Annotated in this window: 17 protein-coding genes and 1 pseudogene; 9 read left to right on the top strand and 9 right to left on the bottom strand. The window is 61.1% G+C overall.

Annotated elements, in window-relative coordinates; translation table 11 throughout:
* The first annotated feature begins 185 nt into the window (after positions 1-185).
* The 3 genes from ACIOUG_RS20215 to ACIOUG_RS20205 are packed head-to-tail and all read left to right on the top strand — an operon-like array spanning position 186 to position 3,751.
* On the top strand, positions 186-845 hold the full coding sequence (locus tag ACIOUG_RS20215) for a paraquat-inducible protein A (RefSeq protein ID WP_401068116.1): 660 nt from the start codon (positions 186-188) through the stop codon (positions 843-845).
* On the top strand, positions 832-1,455 hold the full coding sequence (locus ACIOUG_RS20210) for a paraquat-inducible protein A (protein ID WP_401068113.1): 624 nt from the start codon (positions 832-834) through the stop codon (positions 1,453-1,455). Before ACIOUG_RS20215 ends, ACIOUG_RS20210 begins: the two co-directional genes overlap by 14 nt.
* Positions 1,448-3,751: an MlaD family protein gene (locus ACIOUG_RS20205; protein WP_401068110.1), complete on the top strand. Its 2,304-nt coding sequence runs from the start codon at positions 1,448-1,450 to the stop codon at positions 3,749-3,751. Before ACIOUG_RS20210 ends, ACIOUG_RS20205 begins: the two co-directional genes overlap by 8 nt.
* Before the next feature lie 181 nt (positions 3,752-3,932).
* Here ACIOUG_RS20205 and mksF read toward each other — a convergent pair whose 3' ends face one another.
* Genes mksF through mksB form a run of 3 tightly spaced genes read right to left on the bottom strand, consistent with a single transcriptional unit; the run spans position 3,933 to position 8,744 of the window.
* Complete coding sequence (gene mksF / locus ACIOUG_RS20200) at positions 3,933-6,773, bottom strand: Mks condensin complex protein MksF (protein ID WP_198758753.1); 2,841 nt, start codon at positions 6,771-6,773, stop codon at positions 3,933-3,935.
* The gene (gene mksE, locus ACIOUG_RS20195; RefSeq protein WP_166221109.1) at positions 6,770-7,471 is read right to left on the bottom strand and encodes an Mks condensin complex protein MksE; all 702 of its coding nucleotides are present in this window, start codon (positions 7,469-7,471) and stop codon (positions 6,770-6,772) included. Before mksE ends, mksF begins: the two co-directional genes overlap by 4 nt.
* Positions 7,461-8,744, bottom strand: a complete 1,284-nt coding sequence (gene mksB / locus ACIOUG_RS20190; RefSeq protein ID WP_225136311.1) for an Mks condensin complex protein MksB — start codon at positions 8,742-8,744, stop codon at positions 7,461-7,463. The genes mksE and mksB overlap by 11 nt, the downstream gene beginning before the upstream one ends.
* Positions 8,745-8,977: 233 nt before the next feature.
* On the opposite strand from mksB, the gene ACIOUG_RS20185 reads away from it, so the two are divergent.
* Both ACIOUG_RS20185 and rimI read left to right on the top strand, forming a co-directional pair.
* Positions 8,978-9,724 (top strand): energy transducer TonB, encoded by a 747-nt coding sequence (locus ACIOUG_RS20185; protein WP_401068123.1) that lies wholly within the window; start codon positions 8,978-8,980, stop codon positions 9,722-9,724.
* The gene (gene rimI, locus ACIOUG_RS20180; protein ID WP_027612255.1) at positions 9,717-10,169 is read left to right on the top strand and encodes a ribosomal protein S18-alanine N-acetyltransferase; all 453 of its coding nucleotides are present in this window, start codon (positions 9,717-9,719) and stop codon (positions 10,167-10,169) included. Before ACIOUG_RS20185 ends, rimI begins: the two co-directional genes overlap by 8 nt.
* A gap of 112 nt (positions 10,170-10,281) precedes the next feature.
* Here the strand turns inward: rimI and ACIOUG_RS20175 are convergent, their stop codons facing one another.
* Positions 10,282-10,686, bottom strand: coding sequence for a serine kinase/phosphatase (locus ACIOUG_RS20175; protein WP_401068106.1), 405 nt, complete (start codon positions 10,684-10,686; stop codon positions 10,282-10,284).
* A 139-nt stretch (positions 10,687-10,825) separates the two neighbouring features.
* On the opposite strand from ACIOUG_RS20175, the gene can reads away from it, so the two are divergent.
* Positions 10,826-11,470, top strand: coding sequence for a carbonate dehydratase (gene can / locus ACIOUG_RS20170; protein ID WP_003228196.1), 645 nt, complete (start codon positions 10,826-10,828; stop codon positions 11,468-11,470).
* 6 nt (positions 11,471-11,476) lie between these two features.
* On the opposite strand, the gene ACIOUG_RS20165 is transcribed toward can, so the two are convergent.
* The 4 genes from ACIOUG_RS20165 to ACIOUG_RS20150 form a co-directional block, all read right to left on the bottom strand.
* Positions 11,477-11,992, bottom strand: coding sequence for a lysine methyltransferase (locus tag ACIOUG_RS20165; RefSeq protein WP_401068104.1), 516 nt, complete (start codon positions 11,990-11,992; stop codon positions 11,477-11,479).
* Positions 11,993-12,169: 177 nt separating this feature from the next.
* Positions 12,170-13,351, bottom strand: a complete 1,182-nt coding sequence (locus ACIOUG_RS20160; RefSeq protein ID WP_401068101.1) for a hypothetical protein — start codon at positions 13,349-13,351, stop codon at positions 12,170-12,172.
* A gap of 119 nt (positions 13,352-13,470) precedes the next feature.
* Complete coding sequence (acpA, locus tag ACIOUG_RS20155) at positions 13,471-15,171, bottom strand: acid phosphatase (RefSeq protein WP_401068099.1); 1,701 nt, start codon at positions 15,169-15,171, stop codon at positions 13,471-13,473.
* 216 nt (positions 15,172-15,387) lie between these two features.
* Positions 15,388-16,806, bottom strand: coding sequence for a short-chain fatty acid transporter (locus ACIOUG_RS20150; RefSeq protein ID WP_007961537.1), 1,419 nt, complete (start codon positions 16,804-16,806; stop codon positions 15,388-15,390).
* Between the two features lie 313 nt (positions 16,807-17,119).
* Between ACIOUG_RS20150 and ACIOUG_RS20145 the strand changes: the two genes are divergently transcribed.
* Positions 17,120-18,433 (top strand): MFS transporter, encoded by a 1,314-nt coding sequence (locus ACIOUG_RS20145; RefSeq protein WP_401068097.1) that lies wholly within the window; start codon positions 17,120-17,122, stop codon positions 18,431-18,433.
* 6 nt (positions 18,434-18,439) lie between these two features.
* Here ACIOUG_RS20145 and ACIOUG_RS20140 read toward each other — a convergent pair whose 3' ends face one another.
* Positions 18,440-19,810, bottom strand: coding sequence for a gluconate:H+ symporter (locus ACIOUG_RS20140; protein WP_401068095.1), 1,371 nt, complete (start codon positions 19,808-19,810; stop codon positions 18,440-18,442).
* Positions 19,811-20,001: 191 nt separating this feature from the next.
* Here ACIOUG_RS20140 and ACIOUG_RS20135 point away from each other — a divergent pair.
* Together ACIOUG_RS20135 and ACIOUG_RS20130 are read left to right on the top strand one after the other, a co-directional pair.
* Positions 20,002-20,826 (top strand): annotated as a pseudogene (locus ACIOUG_RS20135) (PAS domain-containing protein); the annotation flags it as partial.
* Entirely contained in the window at positions 20,806-21,366 is a 561-nt protein-coding gene (locus tag ACIOUG_RS20130) for a methyl-accepting chemotaxis protein (RefSeq protein ID WP_401068121.1), read from the top strand. The pseudogene ACIOUG_RS20135 and the gene ACIOUG_RS20130, both read left to right, overlap by 21 nt.
* Positions 21,367-21,462: the final 96 nt, after the last annotated feature.

Here is a 21,462-nt window from a genome sequence, read left to right as displayed (position 1 = left end):
GGGTTTCCCCATGTGAGAGTAGGTCATCGTCAAGATTAAATTCCGAAACCCCAATTGCGAAAGCAGTTGGGGTTTTGTTTTGCCCGCAGGAAAGTATTTTTGCTTAGCCAGCGAACAAATTTGCACAGTTATTTTCGAATCAGAACACTAGAATAGCCCCCATCTTATTCGGAGCCAGAGCCTTTATGTCAGATCCGGTTGACGCCTCAGGGCTGTCAGATTTACCGCTGGAAGACTTGGTGGCCTGTCATGAGTGCGACCTGCTGATGCGCAAGCCCAAGCTTGCCCATGGCGAGAAAGCGCTCTGCCCGCGCTGCGGTTACGAGTTGTACGCTCATCGTCACAATGTCGTGCAACGCAGCCTGGCCCTGGTCATTGCCGCACTGTTGCTCTACGTGCCGGCGAACTTTTTGCCGATCATGCGGCTCAATGTACTCGGGCAGTCTTCGCAGGACACGGTCTGGACTGGCGTTGTCGGTTTGTTCAATACCGATATGCGCGGCGTTTCGGTGGTTGTGTTCCTCTGCAGCATGGCGATTCCACTGCTCAAGTTGTTGTGTCAGCTCATGGTATTGCTGTCGATCCGTTTTGATATCGGACGCAGTTACGGCTTGTTGCTCTACCGCATTTATCACCACCTCAAAGACTGGGGAATGCTCGAGGTTTACCTCATGGGCGTCCTCGTGGCGATCGTCAAACTGGCGGACATGGCGGCCATCACCGTCGGCCTCGGTCTGGCATGTTTCATCGGTTTGTTGTTGGTTCAGGTCTGGCTGGAAGTGGTGATGTCGCCGCATCAGATCTGGCAGGCGTTATCAGGAGAGGATGCCCATGCGGGCGATTGATGCGGGCATTCTGATCTGTACCGAATGCCATGAATTGAACAGACAGGAGGCGGACACCGACGAGCAAACCTGCACCCGCTGCGGCGCACTGGTTCACGCTCGTCGTCCGAACAGCCTGGCCCGAACCTGGGCCCTGCTGATCACGGCTGCGATTATCTACATCCCGGCCAATGTGTTGCCGATCATGACGGTCAGCTCGCTGGGGCAGGGCGACCCGAGCACCATCATGTCCGGCGTGATCCAGTTGGTGCAGCACGGCATGATCCCGATTGCTGCCGTGGTGTTCATCGCCAGTATTCTAGTGCCGACCTTCAAACTGGTGGGCATCGCGTTGCTGCTGTTTTCGGTGCAGCGACGCCAGCCGTTGTCGGCGCGCCAGCGAATCTGGATGTACCGTTTCATCGAGTTCATCGGTCGCTGGTCGATGCTCGATATCTTTGTGATCGCCATTCTGGTGGCGGTCGTCAACTTCGGCCGGCTTGCCAGTGTCGAAGCCAACCTTGGCGCCATCGCCTTCGCCAGTGTGGTGATTCTGACGATGCTTGCCGCAGTAACTTTCGATCCCCGACTGATTTGGGATAACACGGAGTCGGACGACGACCATGACTGATTTGCCTGTAGCGAAAACCCGACCGGCCTCGAACTGGTCTGCCATTTGGGTACTGCCCCTGATTGCCCTGATCATTGGCGGCTGGCTCGGCTGGCGTGCCTATAACGAAACCGGCATCGAGATTCAGGTGCGTTTCGAAAGCGGTGAAGGCATCCAGGCCAACAAGACCGAAGTAGTCTACAAGGGCATGCCGGTGGGTAAGGTGAAGACGCTCAAACTGGATGACGAGGGCAATTCCAAAGGGGTGATTGCCACCGTCGAGATGAACAAGGACGTCGAGCAGTACCTCAAGACCAGCACGCGTTTCTGGCTGGTGAAGCCGAGCGTGACGCTGGCCGGTATCACCGGTCTGGAAACCCTTGTTTCGGGTAACTACGTGGCCATCAGTCCCGGCGAAGGCGAGCCGACCCGCAAGTTCAAGGCACTGGCCGAGGAGCCGCCGCTGTCGGACTCCAAGCCGGGTCTGCACCTGACCATCAAGGCCGATCGCCTCGGTTCGCTGAACCGCGGCAGCCCGGTGTTCTACAAGCAGATCAAAGTCGGTCAGATCAAAAGCTACGTGCTGTCTGAAGACCAGAGCACCGTTGAACTCAAAGTGTTCATCGAGCCAACCTACGCCAAACTGGTGCGCAAACACACGCGTTTCTGGAATGCCAGCGGCATCAGCATCGACGCCAACCTGTCCGGGGTGAAAGTACGCAGCGAGTCCCTGGCGAGCATCGTCGCCGGTGGTATCGCCTTCGCCACACCAGAGAATCGCAAGGACAGTCCGCCCACCGATCCAAGCCTGCCGTTCCGTCTCTATGAGGACTTCGACGCCGCCGCTGCCGGCATTCGGGTCAAGGTCAAACTCAGCGACTTCGAAGGCCTGCAGGCCGGCCGTACGCCGGTGATGTACAAGGGCATTCAGGTTGGCAACATGAAAGCGTTGAAAATCGATCCGGATCTGAACAGCGCCACGGCCGAGCTGACGCTGGATCCTCTGGCGGAAGATTATCTGGTCGAGGGCACGCAGTTCTGGGTGGTCAAGCCGTCGATTTCACTGGCCGGTATCACCGGGCTCGAAGCGCTGGTCAAAGGCAACTACATCGCCGTGCGTCCGGGCGATAAAGGTGCTGCGCCGAAACGCGAATTCGAGGCACGGCCAAAAGCGCCGCCGCTGGATCTGCGTTCACCTGGGCTGCACCTGGTGCTGTTCACCGATGTTCTGGGTTCGATCGAAGTCGGCAGTCCGATTCTGTACAAACAGGTCAAGGTCGGCTCGGTACAGAGCTATCAGTTCTCCAAGACCAAAAAACAAATCGTCATCGGCGTGCATATCGAGAAGGAATACGAAAACCTGGTCAACGCCTCGACACGCTTCTGGAATGTCAGCGGCATCACCCTCACCGGCGGGCTGACGGGCGGGATTCAAGTCAAGAGCGAGTCCTTGCAGACGTTGATGGCCGGCGGCATTGCCTTCGAAACGCCGCAAGCCAAGGCGCCGCTGCAAAAGCGCATTCCGCGCTTCCGTCTGTTCGCCAACCACGACGAGGCAAACCAGAAAGGCACTTTGGTGACGATCAAGGTTGATCGCGCCGACGGCCTGCGCAGCGGCACCCCGGTTCGATTCAAAGGGCTAGACGTCGGCAAGATCGAAAGCGTTGATCTGGCTGATGACTTGCAATCGGTGCTGCTCACTGCGCGCATCACCGAAGTGCCGGAGCGCATCGCGCGGGTTGGCAGCCAGTTCTGGGTGGTCAAACCGGAGTTGGGGCTGATCAAGACCCAGAATCTGGAAACCCTGGTCACCGGACAATATGTGGAAGTGCAGCCGGCGGCGAAAAACCTTGGCCCGCAGAAGAACTTCGTCGCACTGGCCAATCCGCCGGAAGTGAGCAAGCAAGAAGCCGGCTTGAGTCTAGTCCTGAGCGCCGCGCGCCGTGGCTCGTTGAAACCCGGTGTCCCCGTGACCTACCGCGAAATCACCGTGGGCAAGGTCACCGGTTATGAACTGGGGCAGACGGCTGACCGGGTGTTGGTGCACATTTTGATCGAGCCGAAATATGCGCCGTTGGTGCGCAGCGGCAGCCGATTCTGGAACACCAGCGGCGTCGGTTTCGACATCGGCTTGTTCAATGGTCTGACGGTGCGCACAGAGTCGCTGGAGACGGCGATTCAGGGTGGCATTGCCTTCGCCACGCCGGACGGTGAGCGCATGGGCAACCCGGCACGGCCTGAGCAAACCTTCCCGCTGTTCGACAAGTTCGAGGATGAGTGGCTGACCTGGGCGCCGAAGATTTCGCTCGGTAAGTAATTCTGTGGTGTCTGAAGTGGCGCCATCGCGAGCAGGCTCACTCCTACAGGGGAACGCGTTCCAAATGGTAGGAGCGAGCCTGCTCGCGATAGGGCACTAAAGTCAGCACAAACCCAAAGCCATAAAAAAGGGCCGCGATCCCAACAGATCGCGGCCCTTTTTGGTTTTCAGCTAAAGCCGATCAAACCTCATCCAGCTCCGGTTCATCGGCCTGCACGTTGACGGTGGCTTTCACCACGTCATGGCGGCGGATGTACTTCCAGTCCGCCTCGTCGATGTAGATCCCCGCCGGGCCGCTGCCACCTTCCAGGTCGATGGCGACACTGGCGCAGACCTGCGGCTTCACACTCGCCAGAATCGGCACAAAGCCCAGTTGCAGGCTGGTTTCCAGCAGGGCTGCCTGGTTCTTCTCGTCGATGTCCGCCGCCTCATCGAGGTAGTACGGCAGGCGCACGCGACCGGCCAGATCGCGATCCATCAAGTGCAGCAACAAGTACATGTTGGTCAGCGCCTTGATGGTCATGGTGGTGCCGTTGGACGCCGCGCCGTCGATGTCGGTGTGGATCACCGGCTGACCGTTGACCTTGGTGATCTCGAACGCCAGTTCGAACAAGTCCTTGAGGCCGAGCTGGTTGTGGTTCGCCGCCACCAGCCGCGCCAGGTATTCCTTCGCCTCTTCGTTCTTGTTGTCCTGTTCGGCGCTCTGGCTCAGGTCGAACACCGACAGGGTTTCGCCTTCTTCGTACTGACCGGCGCTGTGGATGATCTGGTCGATGTGCTTGAGCGCTTCCTTGTTCGGTGCCAGGACGATGCGGAAGCTCTGCAGGTTGGAGACCTGACGCTTGTTGATCTCGCGGTTGAACAGCGCCAGTTGATGCTCGAGGCTGTCGTAGTCGCTGCGGATGTTGCGCAGGGTCCGGGCGATGTCGGTGACCGCCGCACGTCGCGCCTTGCCCAACGTCAGGGCTTCGTCGGTACGGTGCGCGTAAGCGTTGATCAGCAACGACAGACGGCGCTCCATGTCGTCTTCGCTGTCGAACTTGGCGACGCCTTTGAGGCGCACTTGCGCGTACAGCGCTTCGATCTGCCCGTCAGCGCGCAGCAAGCCTTGCCAGCTGTCCTGATAGTCGTTGAGCAGCGGCAGCAGGTTGTCCATCGAATCGTCGACCGGATCCATGAACGGCGTACCGAACGGCAGATCCGCCGGCAGCAGCTGACGGCGACGCAGGGCGTCGTCGAGGGTGCGCTGCTTGGCTTCCATATCCGCGATCTGTCGGCCGACCAGTTGCAGCTTGGCCGACAGCTGCTGGACGCGCTCGGTGAACGCATCGCTGGAACGCTTGAGTTCGTCCTGCGCGGCTTCCATCTGCGCCAGTTGCTCGAGCTTGTCGCCTTCTTCGGCGCTCAGCGTCTGGGTGCGACGGAAATCTTCCAGGGCTTTCTGCGCATCCAGCACTTGCTGGTACAGCGCTTCGGTCTGGGTCTTGCTCGCGGCGCGGTCGGCGGCCACGGCTTGCTGGGTTTTCAGTTGCTTGAGTTCTTTTTCCAGACGCTCTTTCTGGTCACGCAGCGCGGCGCGGTCGGCCAGCGCTTGCAGAGCCGGCGGCTCGATGTGCGAGATGTCAATCGACAGCCCCGGCACTTCGAAGCGCTCGCCCTTGAAGCCATCGAGGATCAGCTCGACCGATTTGACCCACTCGCCATCTTCGTCGAGGGTGATGCCGTGTTCGCCCAGCGGCAGGCTGAACAGCGCGCTGTTGAACAGGCGCATCAGGCGTTCGACGTCCTGCTGCGAGAACTCCTCACGCAGGCGGGCGTAGCTGTTGTTGTCGGCGTGATCGAGTTGCTGCTTCACCGACTTCAGACGTTTTTCCAGGTCGCGCAGACGTTCTTCCAGATCCTCGGCGCTGAACTGCCGGGACTGTGCCAGCGCACCAGCCAGTTCGTCGTGCGCGTCCTTGGCGGCGAGCAATTGTTGCTCCAGCACCTTGACGTCATCGACCAGCGCGAAGCGATTCTTCAGCACCGACAACTCGCCGAGCCAGCGCTGGATGCCGGAGATTTCCCGCTCCAGACGCATCAGTTCCTGGGTGCCACCGCGCTGATCGTTTTGCAGATCGTCCTGCTCGCGACGGTAGTGCTCGGCCTGAATCGTCAGCTCTTCCTTGCGCGCCGTGGCGTAGTCCGACCAGGTGCCAAGCAACGAATCGAGCAGCGGCGACAGGCGATGCAGTTTGCCGCGCAGCACGTCGCGTTGTTTCACGCCGTTGGCCAAGGCTTCGACCAGCGGCCCGGCGGCGACCAGCGAGTTGTAGTCCTGCTCCATCCGGCGTACATCGCGGAAGGCTTCTTCGCACGCGGCGATGTAGTCGACGCTGCCGGAACGCAGGCTGTGCTCGAAGGCATCGAGGAACAGCTGCTTCAACTTGGCCGCGGTGATTTCGCGCATGTGCAGCAGGTTGATGAACAGGGCGCGGAAGGTCTTCAGGCTCTGCTCGCTGGTGGAGCGCAGCGGGATCAGCGTCAGGTCCAGCGGAATCGAAGTGTGCCCGCCAACCAGCAGACGACGCAGTTCATCCGGCTTGAGTTCGTAGGCTTTCAGGCCTTCTTTCTCAAGGTTGCTGAACAGCTCTTTCTGCCGCAGGCAGGTGTCGTTCTTCTGGTAATGCGCCAGGTCGAGCTTGCCGGCGTAAGCGAAGAACTGGTGACCGAAACCACCGCCCGGACCGCGACCGACCACGCCGATCACGTGCGAACCGTGGGGCAGATTGACTTCGACGAGGATGTAACTGGTGTCGGAGGCGAAGTAGAAACGCCGCGATTGTTCCAGGCTGTACTTGCCGAAACTCATGTCCGACATGCGCGCCAGAATCGGGAACTGCAAGGCGTTGATCGACGCCGATTTCCCGAGGTTGTTCGCGCCGTAAACCGACAGCGGTTCTTCCAGCGGGAACAGGCCGAGGCTGTAACCGGCGGTGTTCAAAAGGGCAAAGCGGCGGATGCCGTAGCGTTCCTGGCTCATGCGTCGGACTCCTGTTCTTCGGCAATGGCCCGGGCCAGTGCGTCTTCTTCGCTTTCCTCTTCAAACTCGGAGAGATCGAGCGGATCGTCGGTTTCGAGGAATTTGGCTTCGGCGGCTTCGTCGATCAGCACCGGTGCCGGCAGCGGCAGTACGCTGTGCACGCTGGCCGCCAGATCGCGGTCCTGCTGCACCGACAGGCATACATCGAGGAAGCGGTGCATCGGCGGCAGGAAGCGATAGACGCCATTTTCTTCACCGGCGAAACCGAGCTGGGTCATGCGGCGCATGATCTTTTCTTCGAGCTCTTCAACGGTCTGCACTTCGGCCTGAATGAACAGGTCGCGGTATTTTTCCAGCAGCGATGGCAGCTCTTCGCGGCCGAGGCTGCCGCCGTCGAGCACGGCAATCGGGTCGCGGCCCTGATCGGCCAGGTGCTCGACGAGGATGAAAGTGAACAGTGCCAGACGCTGGGCCGTCTTGTTCACTGCGGCGGCGGCCATGTCCGGCACGAAGTAGTAGAAGCCACGGGTGTCGCAGACCAGTTCGAACCCCAGCGCCTTGAACAGCGTGCGGTATTGATCCTGGAAGTTCGACAGTTGCGCGTACAGTTCCGGGTCGCGGCGGCTGACGTGATAGCCCTTGAACAGCTCACGGAAGATCGGCGCCAGTTGGGACAGTTCGGATAGATCAAGATGCATTGGGGATGCTCGCAGAATCCTCGGCGGCGGCAGGGTCGCGGGCCGAGAGCAGGGCGAAGGAGCGCAGGCTGACCTGGTGCTCGTGAGTGTGGTATTCGCGGCGTTCCAGACGCTCGCGCTTGAAGCGTTTTTCCCGCGACAGACGCGAGAACCAGTACAGCAATTCGTCGGTGGCGCCGTCCGGTTCCTGCTCCAGCAGCCAGGTCATCAGATCCGGCATTGGCAGGGACTCTTCGCAACGCTCGACCATCTCGCGCACGGTGCGCGGTGCGCGCGGGGCATCACCGGACTTCTGGGTTTTGTGTGCCTTGGGGAAACGCGCCGGTTTCGGCTCGAAACGCGCCAGAGCGTAGACGTAAGCCTCGACCTGACTGGCGCTCCCGAGGAAGGTGCTTTGCGGCCGGGTGAACAGCGGCATCGCCGCTTGCGGTACGGCATCGATGCCTTTACGGCGAATCGCCGCCAGCGCCAGCGCGGCACCACGGGTCACGGCGTTGTGGCGGCGTGCTTCTTCACGCAGCGGCAGCAGCAGTTCGCGGGCGTGACGCAGGGTCAACTGGGCGCTGGTCTGCATTTCGAGGATACGCGCGTGGGTGCGCAGCAGCATGTCGTCGTCGACCAGATGGCCGAGGCGCTGTTGTTCGCTGAGCATCTTCAGCAGCACGGTTTCAACCTTGCGCACGCCTTGTTCGAAGGCGCCGTCGGCGTTCACCAGATCGATCATCGGCTCGACGTATTCGTCCCAGGTCGCCAGGACTTCGGCATAACGCTGACGCAGCGGAATCTGCCGGTCGCTGGTCTTGGCCCGTTCGGCGACAGCCACCAGCGCTTGTTCGTCGTTGTCGAGCTTCTTCAGTACGTCGCGCACGCGCATGTCGAGCAGACGCAGCTGACGGGCGAGATCGTGGCCGTCGCGAACATCGAACGCGTCCTGAATGTAACCGGCCAGACGTTCGAGGTGGCGCAGGTAGGCTTCGATCTCCAGGCACAGGCCCAGTCGGTGCTCGCGACGCAGGTACGCGAGGAAATCGTGGATCTGTGCGTTGAGCTCGAAACGGTTCGGGCTTTTTGCGACAGGAATCAGGATGTCGAGGCGAATCCACACGTCGAGCAGGCTGGTGATGTCCTGCGGCGTGCTGTCCAGTTGTTGGGCGGCCAGTTGCGTGCGCAGTTCGTTGAGGCTCAGGGTGCCCTGGTCGAAGTGCTCGCACAGTGGCTCCAGAAGTGCCCAGTGTTCAGCGAGGGCGCGCAAGACGCGCTTGGGTTCGATCATCGGAATGGCCGGCTGGTTGGCGATTAAAAGCCGCGATTGTACTGCATCAGGAGGGATGCGATTCACTCTCGGGACGGGCTGTCGCATTTTCTCAGGGAGTGAGCCCAGGTAAAGGCTATCGATCAACAGCAAGCGATCTTGAACGAAGGGCGGTAGAATCAGCGCACTTTCAGTTATCCACAAGTGGCCGACCTTTGCTTATCGAGTCCCGCCGCCGCGCCTATTTGAACGCCATGCAGGTGGTCAACTGGCTGCCGCGCACCGAATTGCCTTTCGCCGCCCCGTCGCGGCCCGAACTGCTGGACATGCCCGAGCCTGAGCCAGAGGTGACGGCGATGCCGGTTGCTCAGGCCGAAGCCCCGGTGCAGAGTGCACCGCGCCCGGTCGAACGACCGAAAATCGAAGTGCCGCGGCCGTCGCTCGCCAGTACTCGCAATGGCGCCAAACCGGTGGCAGAGGTCGAAGAGGCGCCGGTCGTCGCCAAACCTGCACCGGTGCCGCCACCGCGTTTCGCCCTGCAATTGTTGCGCGCCGGGGCTTGTCTGCTGCTGGTCGAGTTACCCACAGGCGAAGCGTTCCAGAGCCGCGATCCGGCTTATCTGCTGCTTAAAGACATGCTGCGCGCCGCCGGTCTGCCGGACGCGCCACAAATCGTCGGCGAGCCGGTGCGCTGGCCGTGGCTGAACCGCGGCACCATGGATCAGGGCCCGGAAGCAGCGCGCGACTTCGTTCAGGGTTTTCTCTCGGTACAAATGGAAGCGGCACCCTGCGCCTGCCTGTGGTTGATCGGCATGCCGGCGGTGCGCTTTGCCGGTGAAGCGAACGCCGAAGCGTTCAATAGTGAATTGCAGATTGAAGGCCTGGGCCTGGCCTGGGCCATCCCCGGTCTGGAATTGTTAATGGAAGAGCCACAGCGCAAAGCCGCTGTGTGGCAAGCCATGCGTCGGCTGATGGCGCGCTGGAAACCATCAAATGAGTGAAGCTGTATCGTTCCGCCCGATGACCGAGGCGGACCTGGACGCGGTATTGAAGATCGAATACGCGGCGTACAGCCATCCCTGGACCCGCGGGATTTTTCTCGACGGGCTGGGCAAATACCAGATCTGGCTGATGTTCGAAGGCCAGCAGCAAGTCGGCCACGGCGTGGTGCAGATCATTCTCGACGAGGCGCATCTGCTCAACATCACGGTCAAACCGGAGAATCAGGGGCGGGGGCTGGGGCTGACGCTGCTGGAGCATCTGATGTCGCGGGCTTATGCCGCGTCTGCCCGGGAATGCTTTTTGGAAGTGCGCGACAGCAATACCGCAGCGTTCAAGCTGTATGAGCGCTATGGCTTCAACGAGATTGGCCGGCGGCGGGATTATTATCCGGCGGTGGGCGGGCGTGAAGATGCCGTAGTGATGGCCTGCACCCTGGTCGACTGAACTTATTTAAAAGCTTCGCGAGCAAGCCCGCTCCCACATTGGTTTTGAGTCGAGTCTCAATTCCCTGTGGGAGCGGGCTTGCTCGCGAAGGCGTCCTTACAGGCAATACCGATCAGCGATTACCATCCAGCGGATCACGCCGCGCCAGCTCCGCCTCATCCAGCCCGTTGCCCCCGCCAATGTCGTCCTCGTCGACGATGCTCAGATCCCAATCCGCCTGATTGCCTTCGCCTGCCTCTTCGGCATCGCGGGCACCGTCCTCATGAATCAGGGTTTCCGGGCTCAGGTCATCATCGGTCGGCTCATGATCAGCCGTCGACGCACCGGTAAGTCCGGCCTCGCGCACCCGCTCATCGGGCATCAGCTGTTCGCGCTCGCGCTCGGGAATTTCGTCGCCGATTTTTGCGCTGGGTTCGTCTTCATCGAAATCCAGCTCGTGCACCGAGCCCATGCGGTCTTCGTTGTCATCGATGGGTTCCGGTTGCACCGCATCGTACGGACGTCGTGAATCAGTCATGGCAAATCCTCATACTGTGGGCCTTACTGAGTGGACTCACCGGACACCCGAGAATTCCAACGAAAACACTTGCGATCCTTGCGTGACCCCGACGGGCGGTCGTTTGTCATACCTGCGCATCTTTCTTGAGGCCTTAACCATGCACGACTTACAAGACCTGATTGATAACAACGAGCGTTGGGCTGACGCGATCACCAAGGAAGACCCGGATTTCTTCGCCAAGCTGGCGCGCCAGCAGACCCCGGAATATCTGTGGATCGGCTGCTCCGACGCACGGGTGCCGGCCAACGAAATCGTCGGCATGCTGCCGGGCGATCTGTTCGTGCACCGCAACGTCGCCAACGTGGTGCTGCACACCGACCTCAATTGCCTGTCGGTGATCCAGTACGCGGTCGATGTGCTCAAGGTCAAACACATCCTCGTCACCGGCCACTACGGTTGCGGCGGTGTGCGCGCGTCGATGCAGGATCGCCAGTTCGGTCTGATCGATGGCTGGTTGCGCTCGATCCGTGACCTGTACTACGAAAAACGTGAAGAACTGGCCAAGTTGCCGACCGAGGAAGAACAGGTCGACCGGCTGTGCGAGCTCAACGTGGTTCAGCAAGTGGCCAACGTCGCCCACACCAGCATCATCCAGAACGCCTGGCATCGCGGCCAGAGCCTGTCGATTCACGGCTGCATCTATGGCATCAAGGACGGTCGCTGGAAAAGCCTGAACACCACCATCAGCGGTTTCGAACAGTTGCCGCCGCAATATCGTCTGCGGCCGGTCGGAGCGTTGTAATCCCGATCAGTGCGCATGCCGCCAGCGCTGCAAAAAGTGCTGGCCTTCGATACTGGGTGGTTCATCGTAACCGGTGATCCACCCTCGGCAGCGTGAAGAGCCGCAGGTGCAGGCGAACTGCTGTACCAGGCGATCTTCAGTGGTGGCGAAGTCGATGGACAGGCGTTCACCCGGCTGAATGTCGCGCAGCGCCCACAGCCACAGTTCGCTCATGTCGAGGAACACATTCGGATCGCAGGCATGTTCGAGCAACCCGCAAAAGCGCGGGTCGTAGATATGGATACCGCTTAGCAACTGACGAGTCTGGCGACAGCGATAGGGCAGCAGTTGCCCGGAAATCCGGCACATTCGGGTAATGCGCAAGAACGCCCGGCGCGCCATCACCGCCGCGCGGCCATGTGCGTCCTGAACGATTTCGAAATCGGCAGTCGAGGGGAATCCCAGACGTACCGGCAACCCGGTAAACGGGTAGATACCGGGTGCGTCGCGGGGGATGTGGTGCGGCTGTGCCTGGTTGTTCATAACAATCCCTGTCGGCAAATGCTGCGACTTCCCTGGTCTGACGTCCTGTCAGCGCTGCAACATGTTTGGATCCAATGTTCCGCTTTGTCACTCTAATCGTCTACTGTCAGATCTGACAGGCGTGATTGGCTGCTTCCCGCGTCAGCGTTGACTGACACAGGAAGCAGTTTCCGCGAATCAAAGATGCGGCGCGGGTACGGCGGTGTCCGGCAATGCGCCCTGCAGCTGCTGCAATTGCGCCTTGATCGGCGTGGTCGAACACTTGGCGGCAGCATCTGCCGGGCTCAGGTTGCGGATCGAGGTGTAGAACAGCTCACAGGTTTTGACCTTCTGCGTCACTTGCCAGGTCTGCTTGCAGCTGTCGAGCAGGGTTTTCGCATCGGTACCGGGTTTGCTGCCCATTCCGGCTTGCCAGCAAGCAGCGCTCAAGTCCTGACCCATGACCTTCAAACCGGCGGCATCGGCTTTCGCTTCATCGCCGTCGTAGCTGGCCGGATCGGCGGCGTACCAGATGTAGCTCGGATGGTTCGAACCCAGCACCGGCACGTTCACCCCTGCGCTCGGGCTGATGGTCGCCAGACCCAATACCGCCACGGTCGGGCCGTATTGCTGCTTGATCCAGTTACGCACCGGCGCACCGAAGGCGACCATCGGCAGGGTGGTGCCGGTGCTGGTCTGGCTGAATTGCTTGACCAGTGTGGTCTGGTAATCCTTGAAGTAGTCGTAGACCCCTTCCAGATCACTGCCGGCATTGGACGGGGCGGCGATTGGCGCGATGTCGATGATGGTCTGGTAGGCCGGCGTCTGCTCGGCCGGGATGCCGTTGTCAGTCAGCAGCGTGGCCCAGCGGTCGGTGGTGTTCGAACGCAGATAATCCTGGGCCTGGGTCAGCGAGTAATCCGGCGGGAAGTGCAGCAGTTCGACGCTCTTGCGGTTTTCCAGCGCCATGCCCAGCGGCAGGAACAGATACCAGCTGTACGCCCACTTGCCATCGGCATTGAGCTTGCTGGCGCCGGTATACGCCAGATCACCGGCGTCGAGCAGCGCTGACAGCGGCTTGTCGTAACCTTTGGGCACGCCGCTGATCTCGGCGTAAATCTGCCCGTTATCGTTCTTCACCAGGACTTTGGCATTGCTGTAGCCATCGCGCTGCACGCTCTGGCTCAGGTAATGGGCGACGGTCTGCTCCAGCGACCAGTTGCGGTAGCAGATCACGCTGCAGTTGTTGGGGTAGGCGAAGAGGCGGGTGACGCGCTCGGTGCTGCCCAGCTTCAGGTCGACATCGGCGTGGGTGGCCGCGCTCAGTGTGAGCGCGGCGAGGGTAAGTGCTACGGAGGTAAATCCTGCGAGTTTGAACATGCTCAGATCCTTTTCAGCGTGGGTTCCCCGGGGTTTCGGGGCGCTTCATAGTGGATCAGCCGTGTTGCACAGAGAAGCTGTCATTCACGGATTTTTGCGTCAGCCCGCAGAACTGGCTTTCACGCCTGAAAATGCAGGGCATTGGTCAGATCGCCCATGGGCTTCTGGCCGCGGGCGATCATCGCCTCATCCCGCTGCTTGAGCCCGTCAAGGGTATCCAGTTGGAACACTCGGGTGATCAGGCGCAGGATCGACGCCGTGTCGTAGACCGTGTGATCCACCGTGCCTTTGCGGGCGAATGGCGACACCACCAGCGCCGGCACCCGCGACCCCGGGCCCCAGCGATCGCCCTTGGGCGGCGCCACGTGATCCCACCAGCCGCCGTTTTCATCGACGGTGACGACCACCACCATGTTTTTCCACTGCGGGCTTTCACGCAGCACTTTCAGGGCGCGGACGATATGCCGGTCACCGGAAGCCACATCGGCATAACCGGCGTGCATGTTCAGGTTGCCTTGCGGTTTGTAGAAGCTCACCGCCGGCAGCTTGCCGGCCTCTGCGTCGGCAAAGAACTTGTTGCTGCTCGACTCATCGCCCAGACCCGCGTCGCGCAGACGTTTGTTACGCTCGTCCGGGTTCTCCGGGCCTTGCTGCTTGAAGTAGTTGAACGGCTGGTGGTGATACTGGAAGTTGGGGATCTTCGGAATGCCGCCCGAATCCTTGTATTGCTCCAGCGTCGCCTGCCAGGCGCCGGCGTACCAGGCCCAGTCGACATTCTTCTTCGACAGCTTGTCGCCGATGTGCTCGTGGGTCTGCGGCACCATCACGTTGGGCAGATCCGGTTTGGAATACGCCGGACGCTCCGGGTCGCGAATCCACGTCGGCCAGTACGGCGGGGCGAGGGTGTTCACACCGAAACCGTCCGGGGTCAGCGCGCTCGGGCCGAACTGCGGCGGGCCGGTCATGGCGCTGGCCGGCGATGCCTCCAGCGGCTTGAGGCGTGGATCTGCCGGATCAGCGCTTTGCAGCGTGGCAATCTGCGACTTGGCCACCGAATTGGCCGCGTCCGGATAGAACGGTGCGGTGGCGCTGATCAGGTATTGGTGGTTGAGAAACGAGCCGCCGAAGGCGCCCTGGAAGAAGTTGTCGCACAGCACAAACTCCTGCGCCACGTCCCACAGGCGCAACGAGTAGCGGCTCTGCGCGTAGTGGCCCATGGTCAAGCCACCGGAGTCGGCCCAGGCGACAAAACCATCGTTCTTGCCGCCATTGATCTGCATCTGGTTCTGATAGAACACGTGCCACAAATCGCGGGTCACCAGGCCGAACGGCAAATCTTCACCATTCGGGCCCTTGAGGGCGAACGGCGCGTTGGGCAGGTTTTCCTGAAACTGCGTGGCGCTGGGGTAGGTCACGCCATCGAGGGTTTGCGGGCCGATCTGCAGCACGCCGCCCCAGGCGGGGGGCAGGGACTGCAACAGACTGCCGTCGCGGTCCCGTTGCTGGTAATCGGCAGGTTTTAGCGCTGACAGTGGCTTCTCGACACCGGGGAAATCACCGAACAGATTGTTGAAGCTGCGGTTCTCGGCGTAGATCACCACCACGGTTTTCACCTGCTCGCGCAGGGCCTTGTCCAGCTCGGCTGGCGTCAGCGGGCGCTCGGCCGGTTTGCCCGGTTGATCGACGGCGCTGCCACATCCGGCCAGCGTGGCGCCCACACCGAGGACCGCAACACCGCCGAGGAAGCGGCGGCGGCTGGTGTCGGTGGGGGTGTCGGATTCTGGCGAGTTGGGTTCTTTGTCGTTCGTCTCGTCGTTCATTTCGCGCCCGTTTTGCTTAAATGTTTCAGTATGTTTCGGCGGACGCTAGCAAGCGAATGTGACGGTTGGGTGACAACTTGAAGCGGGCGGTGCACTAGTGTGGGAGCGGGCTTGCTCGCGAATGTGCTGAATCAGTCTCATCACTGGTGAATGACACAACGCATTCGCGAGCAAGCCCGCTCCTACAGGTTTTATGTTGTTAATTTTTAAACGGATTTACGGCATCACCGGCGGCGTATACGCCAATGTTGTCCCCAGCACCCACAGCAGGAACAGCACCAGCGGCGTGTGCACCAGCAACTGCACGAACGAGAAGCCGATCAGGTCGCGCGCCTTCAAACCGAGCACGCCCAGCAGCGGTAGCATGTAGAACGGGTTGATCAGGTTCGGCAGCGCTTCGGCGGCGTTGTAGATCTGCACGGCCCAGCCGAGGTGGTATTGCAGATCGTTGGCGACTTGCATCACGTACGGTGCTTCGATGATCCACTTGCCGCCGCCCGACGGGATGAAGAAGCCGAGAATCGCCGAGTACACGCCCATCAGCAGCGCGTAGGTGTCGTGGGACGCGATGCTGACGAAGAAGGTCGAGATGTGATGCGCCAGCGTCTGCGCATCGGCACCTTTGACCGTGGTCAGCAGCGCGGCAATCGAGCCGTACAGCGGGAACTGGATCAGCACGCCAGTGGTGGTCGGCACCGCGCGGGCCACCGCATCGAGGAAGCTGCGCGGGCGCCAGTGCAGCAGCGCGCCGAGCATGATGAACAGGAAGTTATAGGTGTTGAGCCCGGAAATCGCGGTGATCGCCGGTTTGGTCGAGAACTCGTGGAACAGCCAGCCGGCCGCCAGCAACACCAGCAAGATGATCAGCAGCGGACTGTGCTCCAGCCATTCGCCGGGTCGGGTGCGCGGTTGCAGCGGTGGCAGATTGAACGCCGGGTCGATGCCGCAATCCTTGGCATCGCGCGCGGAGTTCGGGCCGGGCGCGGTGGCGTAGGCGACGATGATCGAAATCACGATCAGCGCCAGCAGCATGGCGCCGGACTGCCAGAGGAAGATGGTCTGCGTGAACGGAATCACCCCGGTGATCGACAGAATCGCCGGCGGCAGGCTCGCCGGGTTGGCCTGCAATTGCGCCGCCGACGATGACAGGCCCAGCGCCCAGACCGCGCCAAGGCCCAGATACGCCGCCGCACCGGCCGCGCGGTAATCCATTTTCAGATCGGTACGGCGGGCGAGGGCGCGCACCAGCAAACCGCCGAACACCAGCGACAGGCCCCAGTTCAGCAGCGAGGCGACCATCGAGATCAACGCGACCCAGGCCACGGCGGAGCGGCCGTTTTTCGGGATGCGCGCCAGTTTGTCGATCAGCTTGACCGCCGGCGGCGAACTGGCGACGACATACCCGCCAATTACCACGAAGGCCATTTGCATGGTGAACGGGATCAGGCTCCAGAAACCGTCACCGAACGCCATCGCGGCATCGGTGGGTTTGGCGCCCATGGCCAAAGTGGCCAGCGCGACAATGATCACCGCCAGTGCGGCGAACACCCAGGAGTCGGGGAACCAGCGTTCGGCAAAACTTGAACAGCGCAAGGCAAAGCGCGCGGAGCGGCTATCTTCGATATCAACGGCCACAGGGAGTACCTCGGATTTTTATGGTTATTTTCAAGTCTGCAGCACGCTGAGTGCTTTGGGTGGGAGCGGGCTTGCTCGCGAATGCGGTGTGTCAGTCGACGCTGATTTGGCTGACACACCGCATTCGCGAGCAAGCCCGCTCCCACAGGTTTTCACTGGACTGTGGCTGCAGACAAGCCTCAACAGTAAATCAACCGCCGCCATTTTGTGAGCAGGTTTTGCCCATCCGGGACTATGGTCTAACGGGTTGTCCCCAGGCGGATTTGCGTAGACCATGGGCGCCTTGGTTTTTTGCCTGCCAGAGTTCTTTGCCATGACTGCCCAATCCACTGCCCGACCGGCGCCGTTCAGCCGTTCCGACTACAAGACCCTCGGCCTTGCGGCCCTCGGCGGGGCGCTGGAGATCTACGATTTCATCATTTTCGTGTTCTTCGCCCTGACCCTCAGCCAATTGTTCTTCCCGCCGGAAATGCCCGAATGGCTGCGTCTGCTGCAAAGCTTCGGGATCTTCGTCACCGGTTATCTGGCGCGTCCGCTGGGCGGGATCCTGATGGCGCATTTCGCCGATCGTCTGGGCCGGAAAAAAGTCTTCAGCCTGAGCATCCTGATGATGGCGCTGCCGTGTCTGCTGATCGGGATCATGCCGACTTATGCCCAGATCGGTTATTTCGCGCCGCTGCTGTTGCTGGCGCTGCGCATCCTGCAAGGCGCGGCGGTCGGTGGGGAAGTGCCGAGTGCCTGGGTGTTCGTCGCCGAGCACGCGCCAACCGGGCATCGCGGTTATGCATTGGGCTTTCTGCAGGCCGGGCTGACCTTCGGTTACTTGATTGGCGCGCTGACCGCGACGTTCCTCGCGCAGATCTTCACCCCGGCGGAGATCCTTGATTACGCCTGGCGTTATCCGTTCCTGCTCGGTGGCGTGTTCGGCGTGATCGGTGTGTATCTGCGCCGTTGGTTGAGCGAAACCCCGGTGTTCATGGCCATGGAAGCCCAGCGTGAAGCGCGGGTCGAACTGCCGCTGCGCACGGTGCTGCGCGAACATCGTCTGGCGATGCTGCCGGCGATGCTGTTGACCTGCGTGCTGACGTCGGCGGTGGTGGTGTTCGTGGTCATCACCCCGACCATGATGCAGAAAACCTTTGGCATGACCGCCAGCCACACCTTCGCCCTGAGCGCGTTGGGCATTGTCTTTCTCAACATCGGCTGTGTGATTGCCGGGTTGCTGGTCGATCGCATCGGTGCCTGGCGCACGGTCATGCTTTACAGCCTGCTGCTGCCATTGGGCATCGGCGTGTTGTATGCCTGTCTGATTGCTGGCGGCGATTGGGTAGGTCTGGCCTACGCCATTGCCGGTCTGGCCTGCGGTGTGGTCGGCGCGGTGCCGTCGGTGATGGTCGGGTTGTTCCCGGCGCGGATTCGCGTGTCGGGCATCTCCTTCACCTACAACATTGCCTACGCCGCGTGGGCGAGCATCACCCCGCTGTTGCTGATCGGTCTGATGCCGTGGAGCCCATGGATCTGCGTAATCTTCTGTGCAGTGATGGGCGCGGTCGGCATTGTCAGTGCGGGGTATTTCGGTTCGCGCATGAGCCAAGTCGGGCGCCAATCCGTGGCGCCCTGTTCCTGACAAGTGTCAGGTCAGCCAGTGCCACCAGAGCAACGTCCCGGCCAGCCCCACCACCGAAACAATGGTTTGCAGGATCGACCAGACCCAGATCGTCTGTTTGAGCTGCAAGCCAAAGTACTCGCGAACCATCCAGAAGCCGGCGTCGTTCACGTGGCAGAAAAACACTGAGCCGGCGCCAATCGCCAGCGCCACCAACGAGCTTTGCGTCGCGGCGAGGCCTGCCATCATCGGCGCCAGAATCCCTGCCGTTGTAGTCGTGGCCACCGTCGCCGAACCGGTGGCCTGACGCAGGGCCACGGCAATCAGCCAGGCCAGCAGAAGGTAGGGCATGTGCGCACCCTCGGCGACTTTGCTGATGGTCTGGCTGACGCCGGCATCCAGCAAGGTCTGCTTCAAGCCGCCGCCGGCACCGATGGTCAGCAACAGCACGGCAATCGGCGCCAGGCTTTTGCGCAGCGTGCCGCCGACTTGCTCGCGCGGCATGCCGTTGGCCCAACCGAGGCAGATCACCGCGGCCATGACCGCAATGCCCAGCGCCACCAACGGTTCGCCGAGAAACTTCAGGGTCAGGGCGACGCTGCTTTCCGGACTCATCGCGACTTTCGCCAGGGTGCTGCCGAGCATCAGCAGCACCGGCAACAGAATGATCAGCAGCGACATGCCGAAACTCGGCTGGCGCGGCGCTTTCGGCGGGGCGCTGAACAGTGCGCCGAGCTCTGCCGGCTCATCGACGTGCATGCGTTTCGACAGCCAGTTGCCATAGATCGGCCCCGCCAGAATCACCGCCGGTATCGCGATGCTGAAGCCCAGCAACATGGTCAGCCCAAGGTCGGCGTGCAACGCGCTGACCGCGATCAGCGGCCCCGGATGCGGCGGCATCAAGGCGTGCAGGGTGGTCATCCCGGCCAGTGCCGGAATCGCGATTTTCAACAATGGCTGACCCGAACGACGGGCCATGACGAAGATGATCGGCACCATCATTACCAGGCCCACTTCGAAGAACAGCGGCAGGCCGATCACCATCGCCACCAGCGCCATGACCCACGGCAGGGACTTGCCTTTGCCCAGCCCGAGCAAGGTCGAGGCGATGCGGTCGGCGGCGCCGGATTCAGCCATCAGCGCGCCGAGCATCGAACCCAACGCAATGATGATCCCGGCTTCACCGAGGATCGCCCCGGCGCCTTTGCTGAACGCCTTGGCCACCTCTTCCGGCGGCAAACCCGCGCCGACACCGGCAATAAAAGTGCCGATCAGGATCGAGAGAAAGGGCGGAAGTTTGGTGGCGCTGATCAACACGATAATCGTCGCAATCGCCAGCAGGCAGCAGAGAATCAGGCGCGTGTCATGCACCATCCAGGCAGCGGTCGATACATCCAAAACGGCACTCCTTATCGGGTGGTTACCTGCAACATGTTGTTGCAATTGACCTTGAGAATACCTGAAGTGGCCGGGCCAGAGCGGTGGCTTTTGTAACTGCTCACTGGGGCGAAGGACAGGAGCAAAAGCCCGGCGGGATTATTTTTGACTGGCCAGTCTCAATCGCTCTTCAGAAAAGTTCTCCAAGGCCGATGGTTAGGCTGCATCCCGCTTTCTACCCTGCCTATCGGTACTTTCCCATGTTCAACAAACGCCTCAAGCAAGAGCTGGCCACTCTTCGTGAAGAACTCTCCAGCCTGCTGCAAGTGAAGGAAAGCCTGGAAAGCGAGATGCTGGTGCTGACCCTGGAGGCCGATGGGCGGATCCAGTCGGTCAATCAGAACTTCCTGACCGAGATGCTCTACAAGAGCCAGGATCTGGTCGGCCGCGCCATTGAAGACATCGTCCCGGCGCATGTGAAGTCCGACGAATTCCATCATCGCTTCAAGGCCGCACTGACGCGGGGCGAGCATTTCGCCGGGGCGGTGCGTCTGTTGCGTGGTAATGGCGAAGAGGCGTGGCTGCGTTCGATCGTGCAGCCGGTGCGCTCCTCGGACGGGCGGATCAAGCATTTCTCGATCTTCTCCAGTGACCTGACTCGCACCATCGAAGCCTCCCGCGAACACGAAAACCTGATCGGCGCGTTGGTGCGTTCGACGGCGGTGATCGAGTTCGACCTCAATGGCAACGTGCTCAATGCCAACGAGCGCTTTCTGCATGGCATGGGTTACAGCCTGGCGCAGATCAAAGGCAAACATCACCGGATGTTTTGCACACCCGAGGAGTACAACAGCGCCGAGTACCAGAATTTCTGGCGTCGCCTGAACAATGGCGAGTTTGTCGCTGAGCGCTTCAAACGGGTCGACAGCCATGGTCGTACGGTGTGGCTGGAGGCGTCCTACAACCCGGTGGTCGATGCCAACAACAAACTGTACAAAGTGGTGAAATTCGCCACGGTGATCACCGATCAGGTCAGCCGCGAACAAGCGGTTGCCGACGCGGCCAGCATTGCCTACAGCACTTCGCAGCAAACCGACAACACCGCGCAACGGGGCACCACGGTGGTTACCGAAGCGGTGAATGTAATGCGTGATCTGTCGCGCCACATGCAGGCGGCCGGTGAGGGCATCGAGGCGCTGAACGAGCAGTCGCAGGTGATCGGCACTATCGTCAAAACCATCAGCGGCATTGCCGAGCAAACCAACCTGCTGGCGCTCAACGCAGCCATCGAGGCCGCTCGTGCTGGCGAGCAGGGCCGGGGCTTTGCGGTGGTGGCCGACGAAGTGCGACAACTGGCCTCGCGCACCAGCCAGGCGACCGAAGAGATCGTCACCGTGGTGCGGCAGAATCAGGAAATGGCGCGCAACGCTGTGGCGCTGATGACCGACGGCAAGCTGCAGGCCGAGCAAGGTCTGGCGCTGGCGGCGGAGGCGGGTACGGTGATTGTCGAGATTCAGGACGGCGCGCAGAAAGTGGTGGATGCGGTCGGCCAGTTCGCCAATCAACTCTCCAACTGATTTAAACGCCGATCCCTGTAGGAGCTGCCGAGTGCAACGAGGCTGCGATCTTTTGATGTTGATTTCAAGGACCAACATCTAGATCAAAAGATCGCA

It is taken from the genome of Pseudomonas sp. NPDC087803 (genome assembly GCF_044742995.1).
In the GTDB taxonomy this organism is placed as follows: domain Bacteria; phylum Pseudomonadota; class Gammaproteobacteria; order Pseudomonadales; family Pseudomonadaceae; genus Aquipseudomonas.
The sequence above is the reverse complement of the archived record's forward strand: the minus strand, read 5'-3'. Positions and strand labels throughout refer to the sequence as shown.